Here is a 15958-nt window from a genome sequence, read left to right as displayed (position 1 = left end):
CCATGACCACGTCCACCGAAGCACCCGCTGTCGCCGCCGTGCCCGCCGCGCGCAGACTCAGCTACGTCAAGGCCTTCAACGAGGGTCTCGCGCAGGCCATGCGCGAGGACGAGAACGTCTTCGTCGCCGGCGAGGACGTCGCCGGATACGGCGGAGTGTTCCGCATGTTCGACAACCTGCTCGAAGAGTTCGGCCCCCGACGCATGATCGACACCCCGATCTCCGAAGCCGCCCTGGTCGGCCTCGGCGTGGGAGCCGCCGCGCGGGGTCTGCGACCCGTCGTCGACCTGATGTTCATGGACTTCATCGGTGTCTGCCTCGACCAGATCGTCAACCAGGCGGCCAAGATGAAGTACATGTTCGGCGGCGGGTTGTCCGTGCCGCTCACCATCACCACCGCCTCCGGCGCGGGCCTCGGCGCCGCGGCCCAGCACAGCCAGAGCCTGGAGGCCTGGCTGGCCCATGTGCCCGGCCTCAAGGTGGTGATGCCGAGCGACGCGTACACCGCCAAGGGCCTGACCGTCTCCGCCATCCGGGACAACAACCCGGTCGTCGTCATGCTCAACAAGGTCCTGCTCGGCAGCACCAGCGAGGTGCCCGAGGAGATCTACGGCATCCCGCTCGGGCAGGCGCACACGGCCCGGCACGGCTCCGATGTCACCGTGATCGCCCTCGGCCGCATGGTGGGGGAGGCCCTCGCGGCGGCGGAGGAACTCGCCGCCGAGGGCGTGGAGATCGAGGTGATCGACCCCCGCACCGTGCAACCCCTGGACACCGAGACGATGTTCGCCTCCGTCCGCCGCACCAACCGGGTGCTCGTGGTGCACGAGGCGGTCACCTTCGGCGGGCTGGGAGCGGAGATCGCCGCCCAGATCCAGGACGTCGTCTTCGACTACCTCGACGCGCCCGTCCTGCGCATCGGCGCCCCCTTCTCCCCGGTGCCCTTCTCTCCCGTCCTGGAGAAGGCGTACGTGCCCGATCGCGCCCGTATCGCCCAGGGCTGCCGGCGTCTCCTCGAAAGGTCGTGACCGACGTGGCGGTCGAGATTCTGCTGCCGAAGATCGGCCTGACCATGCAGGAAGGCACGATCGACGAATGGCTGGTGCCCACCGGGGCGGCCGTCGCCGAGGGCGACGCACTCCTGCGGCTGGCCACCGACAAGGTCGACGTGGACGTCGAGGCGGAGGCCGGGGGACTGTTCCACCCGGTGGTCCCGGCGGGAGCCACCGTGCCGGCCGGGGCACTCATCGGCTGGCTGCTGGCCGAAGGCGAGCACCTTCCGGGGGCTGCGGGCGCCCCGGCACCGACCGGAACGGGGGCCGGCACGGAAACGGCCGCCGGATCCGCCCTGGACGCCGATCCTGCGGACCCGAACCCGAAGCTGGGCGCGCGGCCCGCCGGTGGCGCGGGTGCGACCGGCGTACCTGGCCTGGGCGGTGGTGGCGGCGGGGCCGCTGTGCCCGGCCCGGACGGTGGCCTCGCGGGTCTGGGCGCGCTGCCCGCCGACGTTGGCGGTGCGGGTGCGGGTGCGGGTGCGGGTGCGGGTGCGGGTGCGGGTGCCGTGCCTGGCCTCGGCGGCGCTGCGGGTACGGGCGCCCCGTCGGCCCTCACCCGCGTCGGTGCGGGCCCCGGCACCGGCGCTGCCTCCTCGGCGCCCTCCGTCAACGGCCACGGTGGCCGCCTGCTGTCCTCCCCGAACGCCCGGCGCGTCGCCGTGGCCGGCGACGTCGACCTCACCGCCGTACGCGGGACGGGGCCAGGTGGCCGGATCGTCTCCGAGGACGTGGAGGAGTTCCTCGCTGCCCTGCCCGACGTGGCCTCCGGCGACCTCGTAGTGCCGGTCCCGCCGGGCGGCACAGGTACCGGCACCTCGCCGCTGGTCCGCAAGCTGGCGAAGGAACGGGGTATCGACCTCTCCGGCATCAACGGCACCGGGCCCGGCGGCCGCATCCGCCGCTCCGACCTCGACGCCGTCACCCCGGCGCCTGTCCGTCGTCCCGCGGCTGCTCCTCAGCCCGGCGACGTCATCCCGCTCACCGGGATGCGCGGCACCATCGCCCGCAGGATGCACGCCAGCCTCCAGGAGATGGCCCAGCTGACGCACGGCTACGAGGTGCGGCTGGACGCCGTCGTCTCGCTGCGGGACCGTCTCAAGGAGGAATGGGCCGACAGCGACCTGCCGGTGCCGAGCTTCAACGACTTCCTGCTGAAGGCCGCCGCCCTGGCCCTGCGCGAGCACCCACTGCTCAACGCGACGGTGCGCGAGGACGGCGTCCATCTGCTCGAGGACGTCCACCTGGGATTCGCGGTGGCCGTTCCGGGCGGCCTCATGGTCCCCGTGATCGAGGACGCGGTTGCCCTGCCGCTGCCCGAGATCGCCCGCAGGTCGAAGGCGCTGGCCCAGGCCGCGCGCGAGGGCCGGATCTCCCCCACCCAACTGGAAGGGGCCACCTTCACCGTCACCTCGCTCGGCGGATACGGCGTCGACTTCTTCACCCCGGTGGTCAACCCCGGCAATGTCGCGATCCTCGGGGTGGGCAGGCTCAGGGACGGCGTCGAGTGGGTGGACGACCGACCGCTGCGGACACGGGTGCTCACCCTGAGCCTCACCTTCGACCACCGTGCCGTCGACGGTGCACCCGCCGCCGAATACCTGCGCACGGTCGGTGAGTTGCTGAGCAAACCCCTCCGCCTGCTGGTGTGAACCGCGACCGATGAGGTCTATGAGGTCTACGAGGCCTGTGTGGCCGGGGCCGCGATCCGCTCCGCGAGATCGCCGATCTCGCGGACGAAGGAGCGGTGCCCCAGCGACCGGTAGACGTCGTCGCCCCGCACCTGCGAGATCGCCGCGGTCTCCAGCAGGGCCAGCAGCCCCAGGCCCACCACCGCCGCCTCGGCGTCGGATGCCGCCCCCCGGGCTTTACGGATCAACCGCACCAGCTCCTCCAGCAGCTCCGTACGGCTCTGCTGGCGCAGCGCCTCCGCGTCCTGGCTCATCCCGGCCGACGACACGAAGAACACGGTGGCGGCCGACCGGTGCTCGCCCATCCAGGCCAGCAGCGCGGTGACGGACGCTCCGATGTCCGAGCCCGGCTCGTGGGCCTCCGTGATCGCCTGCAACTGCTCGCGCAGCGCGGCGGCGAACGCCCGCATGGCCTCCGCCAGGACCTGGTCCTTGGAGGAGAAGTGGTAGTAGACCGCCGCCGACGTCATCTCGGCACGCGCGGCGATGTCGGCCACCGTCACCTCGTCCGGCGGCTGCGTGGCGAACAGCTCCGTGGCGGCCTCGATCACCCACTGCTTGCGCGAAGGGCGATGAGCGGCGCGGGTTCCGGATCCGGATGTCGTCATACTGTCAAGTATGCCGGGATCCCGGTGCCCCGGAGGCCATACGCAGCAGGAATTACGCGGATGGACGGTCGGAGTTACTGGATACACTGATCAGTACGCAGGGCCCACGGACACGGGGTTCACGCCAGCCGGCAGGGAGCATGATGGCCACCACGAAGAACGGCAAGCAGCCCGCCCACCGACCCTCGCGGCGGCTGCACATCATCACCGCCGCCGTGCGGGTGTTCGGCCGCAGCGGCTTCGCGGAGACCAGCATCCAGGACATCGCCGACGAGGCCCAGGTGGTGCCCACCGCCGTCTACTACCACTTCGACGGCAAGGAGGAACTGCTCGAACTCGCCATGCGCCGGGTCTTCGACCAGCTCAACGCGGTCGTGGAGGCGGCCAGGCCGGAGTCCGAGCCGGGTGACGCGGAGGGCCTGGTCCGCGTCATCGACGCCGTGTGGGAGTGGGTGGAACAGAACCCGGACGAGGCCCGGCTCTACCAGGTCCAGGTGGCCTCCGCCAACGGCAGCGTCAAGGTGCTGCGGGACGAGTTCGAGCAGCGCCACATCCAGCGCGGCTACGACTATCTGCCCGAGGGCACCACCCGCAGCCCCCGGGCGGCGAAGGCGAGGCACGCGGCACAGGCGCTCGCGGTCCGCACACTGATCAGTACGACGATGCTCGTCACCGCGCTGCGGGCGGAGGGCGGACCGCTGTCCCAACTGCCCTCCCGGTCCGTGCTGGAGGCGGTCAGGGAACTGGCACTGCGCATCGTCGCCACCGAGCAGGAGCCGACGACGCAGCCCACGCAGCCGAAGAAGCCGGCCACGTCACGGACCTGAGGCGGTTCACCAGGGCAGTGGCCCGCGGTCGGCGAACAGTCCGCCCGCCGGTTCCCGTCGCCTCGGGCGGAGCCGCCGGCCAGAACGGGGTGTCGGCACCCTCCTCCGGCCCGCGCGGGGCGGCCGGGCCGCCCATGCCCCTGCGGGTCGAGCCGGCGCCTGGCGCGTACCAGGACGTCGATCCCGCCGGTCAGCCCCCGTGCGTGCGCGCCCCGACCAGGCTGAAGACCCCGCTCCGCGAGCTGCCGGCCGATCTCCAGGCCGATTCCGCTCGCCCCGCCCGTCACCAGCGCGGTTCTGTCACCGTGCCGCACGGCTCGCCTCCGCCCCTCATACCGTCAGGACCGAGCACGCGCTGATCCCGGGCGCCCCGTACACATGGGTGAAGCCCACCCGGGGAGCGTCCGGAACCTGCGCACCCGGCGCCCGGCCCTGCAACTGCCGTACGACCTCGTGGAACTGGCGCAGCCCGGAGGCGCCGACCGGTTCCCCGCCGGCGAGGCAGCCGCCGTCGGTGTTGACCGGTATCCGGCCCGTGGGATCGGTGGCGCCGGCGGCCAGCAGCTCCTCCTGCTCGCCGTGGCCGCACAGGCCGGTCTCCGCCAGGTGGATCAGCTCCGAGCCGCTGTCGGTGTCCTGCAACTGGGCGACCTGGACGTCGGCGGGTCGCACCCCCGCCGTGCGGAAGGCCGCCTCCGCGGCGTCGATGCTCGGGCTGTGGTGCGGACCGGGCGGCAGCCAGGGGGAGAACACCTCGAACGAGCCGAACCGGCGGGTCCGGAAGGCCAACGACGCCAGTTTGACGGGTCGTTCGCACAGGTCGAACGCACGGTCGCCGAGCGCCAGCACCAAGGCCGCCGCGCCCTGTCCGGGCGAACAGAACATGTACTGGGTGAGCGGGGGACTGACCTCGGCGGAGTCGAGGATCTCCTGCTCCGTCAGCGGCTTGCGCCGCCAGGCCAGGGGGTGGTGCGAGCCGTTGCGGAAGGCCCGCGCGGCGACCATCGCCAGTGCCCGTTCCGAGATCCCGTGCTCGTACAGGTACCGCTGGGTCTTCAGCGCGAAGAACTGCGTCGTGAGCATCATGCCGGTCTCGGCGTACCAGTCGCCCAGGCCGTAGCGGGCCGCGGACACATGGAACGCGCCCCGCTCGTGTTTGTCGAACCCCACCGCCAGTCCCACGGACGCCTCGCCCGCGCGCAGCGCGTTCGCCACCGCGAGGACGGTGGAGGCACCGGTCGCGCAGCCGTTCTGCACATTGACGAAGGGAACGCCGGTCAGGCCCAGCCGGCCCACCAGCGTGTCGGGCTTGCCGGACACGTCGGAGCCGCCGGCCGCGAAACCGATGTCCTGCCAGGCCAAGCCGGCGTCGGCCAGCGCCTCGCGTATCGCGCCCTCGGCCATGTCCATTCCGGTGACGCTCTCGTCGCGGCCGAAGGGACGCATGCCGCAGCCGACCACGTACACGTCGTCGCGCCGGCTCATCGCTCCCCCTCCCGCTCCGCACGGAACGCGAAGGTCACCACGTCGGTCCCGTTGTCTTCCCGGTAGGCGGGCGCCGTGGTCAGCCGCACCGGCAGACCGATCCGGATCTCCGTACGGGGAACCGTCAGCAGCGCCTCGACCAGCACCTCACCGAGATCCACATAGCCCACGTGATAGGGCAGGTGGCCGTCCGCGGGCGTCCGGTACGGCGGTTTCGGCGGGAACGCCTGGCGCGTCCACGACCACACGCGCCCGCGCACCGGCAGTACCTGTGCGGACATCGTCCCCTCCGAACAGCGAGGGCACGAGTCCTGCCGGGGGAAGACGACGGTTGCGCAACCGGAGCAGCGGGCGCCCTCGAGACGCGGCGGCTCCCCGTCGTCGGGCCTTCTGGCGGTGCCGTACTCCTGGATCTCGAACAGGGACTCGTCGACCAGCCTCGTGGACATGTTCCGTCCCTCCCTTCCTTCTGTGTCACCAGCCCAACAGGCCGGCCAGCCGTTCCCGATGGTGTGCGGCGCCGCCCAGCAGCACCGCGTCGGACTGGGCGCGCCGGAAGTAGAGGTGTGCGTCGTGCTCCCAGGTGAAGCCCATCCCGCCGTGGAACTGCACGCACTCGGCGGCGACGGAGACGAACGCCTCGCCGCACCACGCCTGTGCCACCGCCGCCGCCTCGGCCAGCGCCGGAGGCGAGCCGTCGGTCCGGACGGCACGTACTACGGCCGACCGCGCGGCCTCTACCTGGAGGAGCATGTCGGCGCAGGCGTGCTTGACGGCCTGGAAGCCGCCGATCGCCCTGCCGAACTGGGTACGGTCGCGCACATGGGCCACCGTCATGTCCAACGCGGCTTGTGCGCCGCCGAGTTGCTCGGCGGCCAGCGCCACCAGGGCCACGTCCAGGGCGCGGGAGACGATGTCCGCCCCCTCGCCGCCGGCGGTCAGTGCCCGGACCCGGGCGCCGGAGAAGGTGACCACCGCCTGGCCCCGGCTGAGGTCCAGGGTGGGCACCCGGCGCACCGTGACGCCGGGCTCGCGCGGGTCGGCCAGGAAGAGGTCGACGCCGTCGGTCCCGGCCGCGGCGACCACCAGCGCCTCGGCGTCGGCGCCGTCGAGGACGAACGGCGCGGTGCCGTCCAGCGACGGGACACCGCCCTGCCAGGAGACGGTCACCGGCACGGCGTCGGACCGCCACGTCCCGTCGGGCGCGGTCACCGCGAGGGCGTGCACGGTGCCCTCGGCCAGCCTGGCCAGCGCCTTGTCGGCCGTACCGCAGGCGGCCAGCACCTGCCCGGCCAGCACGGTGGAGGACAGCAGCGGTACCGGTGCCAGCGTCCTGCCCAACTCCTCGCAGACCACGGCGATCTCGGCGAGACCGCCGATTCCACCCGCCGCCTCGGGCAGGCCCAGGCCCGCGAGACCGACCTGCCGGCCGAGGGCGTCCCACAGACCGGCGTCGATGCCGGGCGCCTCCTCGGACAGCCGGCGTACCGCGGCGGTGCCGCCGGCGTCGGCGCACACCGACCGGACGGTCTCGCGCAGGTCGTCCAGTTCGGTGTCCGACGGAGCCGTGCCGTCGGTGACGGTGCTTGTCATCGTGCGCTCCCGCTGTCGTCGTACCGCTCCCGCAGGGCACTGTGCGCTGCCGCCATCCGGGCCACCGGCACGCGGTGCGCGGAACAGGAGACGTAGTCGAGGCCGAGGTCGTCGCAGAACGCGATCGACTCGGGGTCCCCGCCGTGCTCACCGCACACGCCCAGCTTGATACCGGGCCGCGCCTGGCGCGCCCGCTCGACCGCCAGGGCGATCAGCGCGCCCACCCCGTGCGGATCGAGCCGCGCGAACGGGCTGGCGGTCAGGAATCCGCGCTCCTGGTAGTTGGCGAGTACCTGCCGCTCGACGTCGTCCCGGGAGAACCCGTAGGTGAGCTGAGTGAGGTCGTTGGTGCCGAAGGAGAAGAACTCGGCGTGCTCGGCGAGTTCGCCGGCCAGCAGCGCGGCCCGCGGCGTCTCGATCATCGTGCCGAGCCGGTAGGGGACCTCCACCCCGGTGCGGGCAGCGACCGCGTCCGCGGCACCGCGTACGTACGCGGCCGCGGCGGCCAGTTCCTCGGGCAGGCTGACCAGCGGGATCATCACTTCCAGCGCCGGCCGGACGCCGGTGGCGGCGACCTCGGCCCAGGCGGTGAACAGCGCCTCGGCCTGCGCCGGGTAGAGCCGCTCGTGCAGCAGCGCCAGCCGTACCCCGCGCAGCCCGAGCATCGGGTTCGCCTCGCGCAGCGCGGCGGCCCGCTGCTCCTCGGCCGCGTCCAGGGCGTGACCGGGCGCGGGCAGGAACTCGTGCAGCGGCGCGTCCAGCAGGCGCACGGTCACCGGGCGGTCGCCCACGGCGGTCAGCAGGGCGCGGAAGTCCTCGTGCTGGGCGCGCTCCAGCGCCGACAGCGCCTCGTCGCGGGCGGCCGGGTCGGCGGCCAGCAGCATCCGGCGGATCAGCGGCAGCCGATCGCCGAGGAACTGGTGTTCCGTACGGCACAGACCGACACCCTCCGCGCCCAGGGCGAGGGCCGTTTCCACCTCGGCGGCCGTGTCGGCGTTGACGCGTACGCCCAGCCGGCGGGTGCCGTCCGCCCACTCCAGCAGGGTGGACAGCTCGGGCGGCGGTCCGGCGACACTGACGCTGAGCGTCCCCGCGTACACGGCGCCGGTCCGGCCGTCCAGCGAGACGGGGTCGCCCTCGCGGACGACCCGCTCCCCGAAGCGGACCGTCCCGGCGGCCACGTCCACGCGCAGTCCCTCGGCGCCGCACACCGCGGGCTTGCCGGCGCCCCGGGCCACCACGGCGGCATGCGAGGCGATGCCACCGCTGCCGGTCAGTACGGCCACGGACGCCAGCATCCCCGGGACGTCCGCCGGGGTCGTCTCGGCGGCCACGAGCACGACCCGTGTACCGTCCGCGGCCAGTTCGAGAGCACGTTCACTGGTCAGGACGACCGCGCCGGTCGCGGCTCCCGGCGACGCCGGCAGCCCCTTCACCAGGAGCTCCTCACCGCCGGTCAACCGCAGTTGGGGGTGCAGGAGTTCCTGTACCTGCGCGGGCGTGATCCGGCGTACGGCCTCGTGGTGGCCGATCGCCCCGTCCCGGGCCAGGTCCGCGGCCAGGCACACCGAGGCCCGCAGTGGCGGCCGGAGCTGCGCCGAGGCGGCGAGCAGGGAGATCTCGTCGTCGCGCACCTCGAAGTCGACCGACACCGGGGCGCGTAGATGGCGCTCCAGGGTGAGCAGGGAGTGCTCAAGGAGTGCGGTGCCGCCCGCGAGCCGGTCCAGGGGTTCCCCGGTGTGCGGCGGCGGGGCGCTGCGGCGCACCCCTCGGAAGAAGGCGCCCTGCGGAGCGAGGCGCCCGGTCTCGGGATCGCGGCTGACGGCCGTGCCGTGGCCCGAGTGGTCCGCCGGGCCGATGCGCAGGGCCTGTACATGCAGGGCGACGGCCAGTTCGGCGGGCAGCCGCTGGGACCGGCGGGACCTTCTCGCACGCGGCGAGTCCCACCGGGCGAGGAGGGCGCGGGCGGCCAGCGCGAGCTGCTGCGCCGGGTCGTCGGGGAAGGGCCGGGAGCCGTGCTCCGCCACCAGGGACAGCAGCGCCGCCACCCGTTCCCGCGGTCCGGGCGTGTCCAGGAGGGCGTCGTCGAGCACTGCCCCGGGTACGTCGAGGGCGTACTCGGCGATCATGCGGACGGTGGTGCCCCACACGTCGTACAGCGCGTCCGCGCGCCCGATGACGGCGCACAGGTCGCCGGCACCGGCGGGGGTGACGCCGAGGCAGGCCAGGTCGGGCGGCAGTCCGGCGATCTCGGTGGGCGCGCTCGCCGACAGCCGCAGCAGCAGCGGCCGGGCCGGGTCGCCGATGTGCCGCCCCGAGAGTTGTTCGACCAGTTGTACGGCGGCCTCGGCGGTGTCGGTCCCGCACAGCGACGCGGCGGCGCCGGCGGGCACGGTGAGCCCCGGCACGACCGGCAGTCCGAGGGCCACCAGCCGGTCCATCGCCGCGCCGTGCGCGCCCAGCTCCTCGGCGTCGAGGCCCCGGATCCGTCCCTGCCCGTAGGGCACGAGGATCCGGCTGGGGGCCGCAAAGGCCGCCTCGGAGGCCGCCTCTGAGTGTGCGCGAGGGCCCGCCTCGCGGTCGGTGACGCTCAACCCCGGCTCCTGGTGACCAGTTCCTCTTCGCGGGCCTCGTCCTCGGCCCGGCTGATGCCCAGGACGAGCAGCAGCTCCTGGTGCAGCCGCATCCAGACGGTGTGGTATGAGTCGCACAGCGGCGAGGCCAGCCAGGCCGGCGCGCCGTCGTCGAAACGGTCGAGGGCTTCCTCCAGGGCCGTCAGATACCGTCCGCTGCCCGCGAGTACCAGGTCCAGTCTGCGCAGGACGGGCTGGATGGCCTCGTGCACGTCTTCCAGCGACTCGCGCACTCCGGCGTCGTAGACGTCGTCGGAGTGGTCGTTGGCGGTGCCGTCGGGGCGGCACTGCCATGCCGTGCACACATCGCGGATCTTCCGGTTGACCGGCAGGAACGCCTCGTATGCCCCGGTGATCCGCTCTTCCTGCTCACCACCTGCGGGAACCCGCAGAAGTTGCGCGGCGGCGGCCTTGGCCCGCTCGGTCGGCAGCACCACGGGCCCCTTGACCATCGCCAGTCCGGCGTCGACCAGTGGACGGTGCTCGGACTCCGGCCGGCCGCGCCACATACCCCGCAGCACGAGATCGACGACGGCTTCGGTGAGGGGCTCGTCGAACGTGTCCGGAAGGTCCACGGCAGCAGATTGCATCGCCACACCTTTTGCTCGGTCCTGTGTTGCCCGGAGGTTACGCCCGGAGGGGCATGTTAGTGAAGAGGGACTCAAGAAACACTTTTCGGAGCGAGGAACGACGCCATGCGGTCCTGGGCCTCCCGGCCGTCCGCCAGGGCGGCGATCGAGCGGGCCTCCTCAGCGAGGTGGCGGCGCAGATCGTCACCGGCGCCCGCGCGCAGCAGACCCTTCGCGGCGCGCAGCGCGTCAGTGGCGCCGGCGGCCAGGCCGGTCGCCGTACGGTGTGCCGTTTCATCCAGTTCCCCGTCGTCCACACACCGGGAGACCAAGCCCCATCGTTCGGCATCGTCCCCGGTCAGGACCCGGTTGGTCAGGATCAGATCGGCCGCCCGACGGGGGCCCACCAGGCGCGGCAGGAACCACGAGGCCCCGCAGTCCGGCGTGAGCCCGATCGCCGTGTACGCCAGCCGGAAGCGCGCCGAGCGCGCCGCCAGAACGATGTCACCCACGAGTGCGAGCCCGATCCCGCCGCCGGCGGCGGCGCCGCTCACCGCGGTCACCAGCGGGACCGGCAGCTCGTACAGGGCCTGTATCGCGGTGTGCGCGGCGCTCGCCACGGCGTGCACATAGGCGCCGGTCTGCGCGCCACGGCCGGTGAATGAGCGCAGGTCACCGCCCACGCAGAAGCTGCCACCCGGTGCCCGCAGCAGCACCGCTCCGCCCGGGTCCGCGGCCACCTCGAAGGCTCTGTCCCGCAGTGCCTCGGCCGTGGTCAGGTCCAGGGCGTTGCCCCGCCCAGGGTCGTCCAGCCTCAGCTCGACGACTCCGTCGGGGTGGCGGACGATCCGGACCGGGTCGGTGCTCAGGGGGAGGCTCATGGGTGCTTTTCCCGTCGTCTTCCCGCCGTCGGGTGACTCCCCGCGCCGGGCGCTTTCCGTTCCAGGTGCTTCCCGGCAAGATACTAAAGACGCTATACAGTTTCTAGAACGCGACGGGAGCCGATGCCCGTACGCCCGTCGGCGGGAGGCCCCGTGCCCATCCAGTTCGATGTCGATCCGACTGTCGCCCAACTCGCCGCGTCGACGGCCGAGTTCGTGCGCGAGGTGGTCATACCGGCCGAGCGTGAGTGCGGCGGGTCCGTGCACGACGCACCCGAGGACCTTCGCCGGACCCTGCAGAAAGCCGCCCGTGAGGCGGGCGTGTTCGCTCCGCACGTACCGACGCGGTGGGGCGGACACGGGCTGGACCTGCGCGGACAGGCGGTGGTGTTCGAAGCGGCGGGCTACTCGCTGCTCGGACCGCTGGCGCTGAACTGCGCGGCCCCGGACGAGGGCAACATGCACCTGCTGGAGAAGTTGGCCACCGAGGAACAGCAACAGAAGTACCTGCGTCCGCTGGCCGCGGGCGACACCCGTTCCTGCTTCGCCATGACCGAACCGGCACCGGGAGCGGGCGCCGACCCCCGCTCCCTGCGCACCACCGCGACACGGGTGCCCGGAGGCTGGCGTATCGACGGCCACAAGTGGTTCATCACCGGCGCCGACGGAGCCGGCTTCGCCATCGTCATGGCCCGCACCTCCGGCAGCCCCGGCGACCCGGGCGGCGCCACCATGTTCCTGGTCGACGCCGGCAATCCCGGTATGCGCATCGTCCGCAACATCGAGACCCTCGACGAGTCGCTCTTCGCCGGGCACAGCGAGATCGTCTTCGAGGAGTGCGTGGTGGGGGAGGAGCAGCTGCTCGGCGTGGTGGACCACGGTTTCGAGGGCGCCCAGATCCGGCTCGGTCCCGCCCGGATGACCCACTGCATGCGCTGGCTGGGCGCGGCGCGCCGAGCCCAGGACGTGGCGCTTGAGCGGGCGGGGAGCCGGATGGCGTTCGGCTCGGCGCTGGGTGACCTCGGCATGGTCCAGCAGATGCTGGCCGACTCCGAGATCGACATCGAGGCGAGCCGCGCCCTGATCCTGCGTACCGCCTGGGAGTTGGACACCGGCTCCGCCGCCGCCTCACAGCTCACCTCCGTGTCCAAGACCTTCGTGGCGGAGGCGGTGAACCGGGTGGTCGACCGGGCCGTGCAGATCTGCGGAGCCCTCGGTATCTCGACCGCCGACGCCCCGCTGGCCCGCCTGTACCGGGAGGTCCGGCCCTTCCGGATCTACGACGGCCCGTCGGAGACCCACCGTTTCGCCATCGCGCGCCGCGCGGTACGGCCCTACCGACAGCCCCGGACGGGCGCCGTCGACAGCTGATGACGCGGTCGAAGCGGGAACCGCTCCGCCCCGGCGCGCACCGACAACTGACCGACAGGACACACACCTTGAGGCGAGCCGCACCGAGAACGGCCGGGCGCGCCCACCACGACGGGAAAGCCCTGGGGATGCCTGTCCGTCAGCTCGGTTTCCGGCAGTACAGCGCGTCCGGAGTCCGTGCCGAGCCCACTCGGCCGGTGTACGCGATCCCGGCCGCGTACTCGTCGTCCGCGCACTGGCCCTTGTGGCGGCCGTCCGCGAAGTCGCCGCCGCTGGGGGCCGCGCCCCTGTTGTCACCCCGGTCGAACCAGACCGTACGGCCGCCCGTGCCGAGCCTGCCCGCCGGAGCGGCCGCGCACAGGGCGGCCGAGACGGCGGCGCCACGGACGCTGTAACCGGTGAGGAAGTAACCGTCGGGACACTGGAGTTTGGTGTATCCGGACGCCCAGTCGCCGCCCGGCCCGACGTGGCGCTCGTCCGTCACCACCTCGTGCCCGCCGGCCGGGTCCCGCAGCGGGCCGGTGGTCACGTCGGAGCACAGGCCCCGGTTGCCCGTGTGGCTGAGGCCGACCAGGCGCTGCCCGTCGGGACACGCGGCCTTGCGGGCACCGGAGTCCCAGTCGGGGAGCGCGCGCATGCGCCGCGAGGCGACGAAGTCGCCGTGGTCCGGGCTGAGCATCGACCAGTCGGTCACGGGCGCGATCCGACCGGTGCGGCCGGGCGCCCCGATGAGCCGGGTCCAGGCGGCGGCCCGCCAGTCGTCGCCGTCGTAGAGGCCCATGCGGTGACCCGACGAGTCCCAGTGGAGCAGGGCCCAGCCGTTGCCTCTGCGGTTCTCGTGCCATCCCACGAGCGGCCAGTACGCGAAGTCGGCGTCGGTACGGATCAGTTGGCTGACGAAGTTCTCGAACCAGGCGCGCTGCTTCACGCCCGTCTCGTCGCGGCCTCCGATCCCGAACTCGCTGATCCACAGGGGAGCGGTGAAGTGCCGGTCCTGCTCGGCGGTGACGAAGAAGGCCTGCCGGTTCAGTACGTCGATCAGTTCGGCGGGGCTGAAATCACGGTAGCGGGCGTCGGAGGTCTCACCGGTTCCGGTGGCACCGCTGTGGTGCGGGCCTGTGTAGTCGTAGAAGTGGGCGGAGTACACGAGCTTGCCGGAGTCGACGAGGGTGTGCGACAGACGGCGTACGGGCTCCAGGGTGGGGCGTTCATGGGTGAGACCGTCGACGGGGACGCCGGTCCAGTTGATGCCCTCGACGATGATCAGGAGATCGGGGTCGGCCTCCGTCAGGATGCGGTCACCCAAGTGCTGCGAGGCGGCGAACCAGTCGTGGTCGTCGCCCAGACCCCAGTTGGGGTCGTCGAGGACGTTGCGGCGCACCTCGTTGTAGAGGTCGGCGCCGACGACGCGCTGGTTGTCCCGGTAGCGGCGGGCCATGAAGAGCCAGTCGTTCTCCCAGGCCGCGGTGGACCGGCTCGTGTTCCAGCGTTCGTTGCCGTCGACCGCGCAGCACCAGCGGGTGGTGCCGGTGTGGTTGTTCAGGATCACCGCGAGCCCGACGGCGGTGAGTTCCCGCACCACGGCGTCGTACACCTGGAGCGGTTTTTGGCCACGCAGGGACGGGTTGGCGGCGACGGACTCGTCCGTGACGGGGCGACTGTCGTGGATCATCTCGTTGGAGAAGGGCAGCCGGACGCTGTTGATCCCGAGCTCCTGGAAACCGGCGATGATCTCGGCCATGGGGGCTCGGTCGAGGCCGAGCGGGATCCTGCCGGAGTTCTCCCCGGCGTGGTGGTCGGCGTCCGTGTCCGGGCTTCCCGAGCCGTTCCAGGTGCCGCTGGCGCCGTGCCAGTTGCCGGACCGCAGCTTGAAGCGGTCGCCGTCCGCGTCGACGATCCACCGTCCCCGCGTGCTGAGCGGCGGCTTCCAGTCCGCCTCGGTCGCGGCGATCCCGGATGGGGCACCGGCCTCGGCGGCGGCTTCGGGGGTGGCCTGTCCTCCGGCTGCCGCCTCCGCGACGGGCGACAGGGCCACGACGAGGAGTACGGCGGCCAGTGCGGCCCTGGACCTGACGAGGACTCCGCGCACGGTCACCATCCTGAGACGCGCATTCGCATTGTCATGCATACGTCATCATGAGGGATCGTTCGGCATTGGTCCAGGCCTGCATGGCTGCCGAGGGCGGCCCGCGACGCGGCCCGGGAGGCGCCCCTGGAGGTGGAGTGAAACCTTGTTGAGTGCCCCGCGTCAGCCCGTCTAATCCCCCTGGTGCGGGTCTTTTCGTGGCGGCCGAAAGCTTCGCGTCAGGCTTTGGCTGTCCGACGGCAACTGCGTTAATCTTCACCGGATTTTCTCATCCGGCCGATCCGTGAACTGCGGAAACGCGGTCGGTGTGAAGGCCTTTCACGGGCCTGGCGCGGGTTCCGAGTCCTCGGGGTGAGGGCTCTTGGGGAGCGGAACGAGGGTGCGCATGAACAGCAGGACGACCGAGGCCGTCGACCGGGCCCCGGGCGACCAGGAGCTGCGGCAACTCCTGGCCGGACTGACCGCTGTACGGGACGGCGACTTCGGCACCCGGCTGCCGTCCGACGGTGAGGGTCTGCTCGGCGACATCGCGACGGTCTTCAACGGCATGGTGGACCAGTTGTCCGTGTTCACCTCCGAAGTCACCCGGGTGGCGCGCGAGGTGGGTACCGAGGGCACGCTCGGCGGGCAGGCGGAGGTGCCGGGGGTCTCGGGCACCTGGGCCGACCTGACCGATTCGGTCAACGCGATGGCGGGCAACCTGACCACTCAGGTGCGCGACATCGCGCAGGTGGCGACCGCCGTCGCCAAGGGCGACCTGTCGCAGAAGATCGACGTCCCCGCGCGGGGCGAGATCCTGCAGCTGAAGGAGACCGTCAACACGATGGTCGACCAGCTGTCGTCGTTCGCCGCCGAGGTCACCCGGGTGGCCCGCGAGGTCGGGAGTGAGGGGCGGCTCGGCGGACAGGCCCAGGTGCCCGGCGTCGGCGGTGTCTGGCGCGATCTGACCGACTCGGTCAACTTCATGGCGGGCAACCTCACTTCCCAGGTCCGCAACGTCGCTCAGGTGACCACGGCGGTGGCTCAGGGCGACCTCTCCCAGAAGATCACTGTGGATGCCCGGGGGGAGATTCTGGAGCTGAAGAACACCATCAACACGATGGTGGATCAGTTGTCCGGCTTCGCCGACGAGGTCACCCGGGTCGCCCGCGAGGTCGGCACC

At 72.3% G+C, this 15958-nt stretch carries 13 protein-coding genes; 5 read left to right on the top strand and 8 right to left on the bottom strand.

Going from position 1 to position 15958, the window contains the following annotated elements:
- The first annotated feature begins 2 nt into the window (after window positions 1–2).
- Both ADL01_RS25400 and ADL01_RS25395 read left to right on the top strand, forming a co-directional pair.
- The gene (locus tag ADL01_RS25400; protein ID WP_053744333.1) at window positions 3–1028 is read left to right on the top strand and encodes an alpha-ketoacid dehydrogenase subunit beta; all 1026 of its coding nucleotides are present in this window, start codon (window positions 3–5) and stop codon (window positions 1026–1028) included.
- Entirely contained in the window at window positions 1025–2704 is a 1680-nt protein-coding gene (locus ADL01_RS25395; RefSeq protein WP_063783585.1) for a 2-oxo acid dehydrogenase subunit E2, read from the top strand. The genes ADL01_RS25400 and ADL01_RS25395 overlap by 4 nt, the downstream gene beginning before the upstream one ends.
- Window positions 2705–2730: 26 nt before the next feature.
- On the opposite strand, the gene ADL01_RS25390 is transcribed toward ADL01_RS25395, so the two are convergent.
- A complete protein-coding gene (locus ADL01_RS25390) occupies window positions 2731–3351 on the bottom strand; it encodes a TetR/AcrR family transcriptional regulator (RefSeq protein ID WP_053744332.1) in 621 nt (206 codons plus the stop codon).
- 140 nt (window positions 3352–3491) lie between these two features.
- Here ADL01_RS25390 and ADL01_RS25385 point away from each other — a divergent pair, with 140 nt between their 5' ends.
- Entirely contained in the window at window positions 3492–4178 is a 687-nt protein-coding gene (locus ADL01_RS25385) for a TetR/AcrR family transcriptional regulator (protein WP_053744331.1), read from the top strand.
- Window positions 4179–4508: 330 nt separating this feature from the next.
- On the opposite strand, the gene ADL01_RS25380 is transcribed toward ADL01_RS25385, so the two are convergent.
- The 6 genes from ADL01_RS25380 to ADL01_RS25355 all read right to left on the bottom strand — a co-directional run bounded on the left by ADL01_RS25380 (window position 4509) and on the right by ADL01_RS25355 (window position 11339).
- Complete coding sequence (locus ADL01_RS25380) at window positions 4509–5663, bottom strand: thiolase family protein (RefSeq protein ID WP_053744330.1); 1155 nt, start codon at window positions 5661–5663, stop codon at window positions 4509–4511.
- Window positions 5660–6112 carry a Zn-ribbon domain-containing OB-fold protein gene (locus ADL01_RS25375; protein ID WP_053744329.1) on the bottom strand — a complete coding sequence of 151 codons (453 nt, stop codon included), beginning with the start codon at window positions 6110–6112 and terminating at the stop codon, window positions 5660–5662. Before ADL01_RS25375 ends, ADL01_RS25380 begins: the two co-directional genes overlap by 4 nt.
- A gap of 25 nt (window positions 6113–6137) precedes the next feature.
- Entirely contained in the window at window positions 6138–7256 is a 1119-nt protein-coding gene (locus tag ADL01_RS25370) for an acyl-CoA dehydrogenase family protein (protein ID WP_053744328.1), read from the bottom strand.
- Window positions 7253–9850, bottom strand: coding sequence for a putative PEP-binding protein (locus ADL01_RS25365; RefSeq protein ID WP_053744327.1), 2598 nt, complete (start codon window positions 9848–9850; stop codon window positions 7253–7255). The genes ADL01_RS25370 and ADL01_RS25365 overlap by 4 nt, the downstream gene beginning before the upstream one ends.
- Entirely contained in the window at window positions 9847–10479 is a 633-nt protein-coding gene (locus tag ADL01_RS25360) for a hypothetical protein (RefSeq protein WP_234354785.1), read from the bottom strand. The genes ADL01_RS25365 and ADL01_RS25360 overlap by 4 nt, the downstream gene beginning before the upstream one ends.
- 71 nt (window positions 10480–10550) lie before the next feature.
- Complete coding sequence (locus tag ADL01_RS25355) at window positions 10551–11339, bottom strand: enoyl-CoA hydratase/isomerase family protein (RefSeq protein WP_053744325.1); 789 nt, start codon at window positions 11337–11339, stop codon at window positions 10551–10553.
- Window positions 11340–11492: 153 nt separating this feature from the next.
- Here ADL01_RS25355 and ADL01_RS25350 point away from each other — a divergent pair, with 153 nt between their 5' ends.
- Entirely contained in the window at window positions 11493–12710 is a 1218-nt protein-coding gene (locus tag ADL01_RS25350; RefSeq protein WP_053744324.1) for an acyl-CoA dehydrogenase family protein, read from the top strand.
- A gap of 139 nt (window positions 12711–12849) precedes the next feature.
- On the opposite strand, the gene ADL01_RS25345 is transcribed toward ADL01_RS25350, so the two are convergent.
- Window positions 12850–14808, bottom strand: a complete 1959-nt coding sequence (locus tag ADL01_RS25345; protein ID WP_053744323.1) for a glycoside hydrolase family 5 protein — start codon at window positions 14806–14808, stop codon at window positions 12850–12852.
- Between the two features lie 373 nt (window positions 14809–15181).
- On the opposite strand from ADL01_RS25345, the gene ADL01_RS25340 reads away from it, so the two are divergent.
- On the top strand, window positions 15182–15958 hold a 777-nt coding region (locus tag ADL01_RS25340), incomplete at its 3' end, for a HAMP domain-containing protein (RefSeq protein WP_159049629.1).

Source organism: Streptomyces sp. NRRL WC-3618, assembly GCF_001280005.1.
Classification (GTDB): domain Bacteria; phylum Actinomycetota; class Actinomycetes; order Streptomycetales; family Streptomycetaceae; genus Streptomyces.
Note: the sequence above shows the minus strand (reverse complement) of the source record. Positions and strands in the feature narration are given on the sequence as shown.

What these genes read in the sequence shown, in the direction of transcription:
- ADL01_RS25370 (WP_053744328.1), bottom strand. Translation starts at nt 7,256, where the DNA reads ATGACAAGCACCGTCACCGACGGCACGGCTCCGTCGGACACCGAACTG.
- ADL01_RS25390 (WP_053744332.1), bottom strand. Translation starts at nt 3,351, where the DNA reads ATGACGACATCCGGATCCGGAACCCGCGCCGCTCATCGCCCTTCGCGC.
- ADL01_RS25380 (WP_053744330.1), bottom strand. Translation starts at nt 5,663, where the DNA reads ATGAGCCGGCGCGACGACGTGTACGTGGTCGGCTGCGGCATGCGTCCC.
- ADL01_RS25400 (WP_053744333.1), top strand. Translation starts at nt 3, where the DNA reads ATGACCACGTCCACCGAAGCACCCGCTGTCGCCGCCGTGCCCGCCGCG.
- ADL01_RS25355 (WP_053744325.1), bottom strand. Translation starts at nt 11,339, where the DNA reads ATGAGCCTCCCCCTGAGCACCGACCCGGTCCGGATCGTCCGCCACCCC.
- ADL01_RS25360 (WP_234354785.1), bottom strand. Translation starts at nt 10,479, where the DNA reads ATGCAATCTGCTGCCGTGGACCTTCCGGACACGTTCGACGAGCCCCTC.
- ADL01_RS25375 (WP_053744329.1), bottom strand. Translation starts at nt 6,112, where the DNA reads ATGTCCACGAGGCTGGTCGACGAGTCCCTGTTCGAGATCCAGGAGTAC.
- ADL01_RS25385 (WP_053744331.1), top strand. Translation starts at nt 3,492, where the DNA reads ATGATGGCCACCACGAAGAACGGCAAGCAGCCCGCCCACCGACCCTCG.
- ADL01_RS25345 (WP_053744323.1), bottom strand. Translation starts at nt 14,808, where the DNA reads ATGGTGACCGTGCGCGGAGTCCTCGTCAGGTCCAGGGCCGCACTGGCC.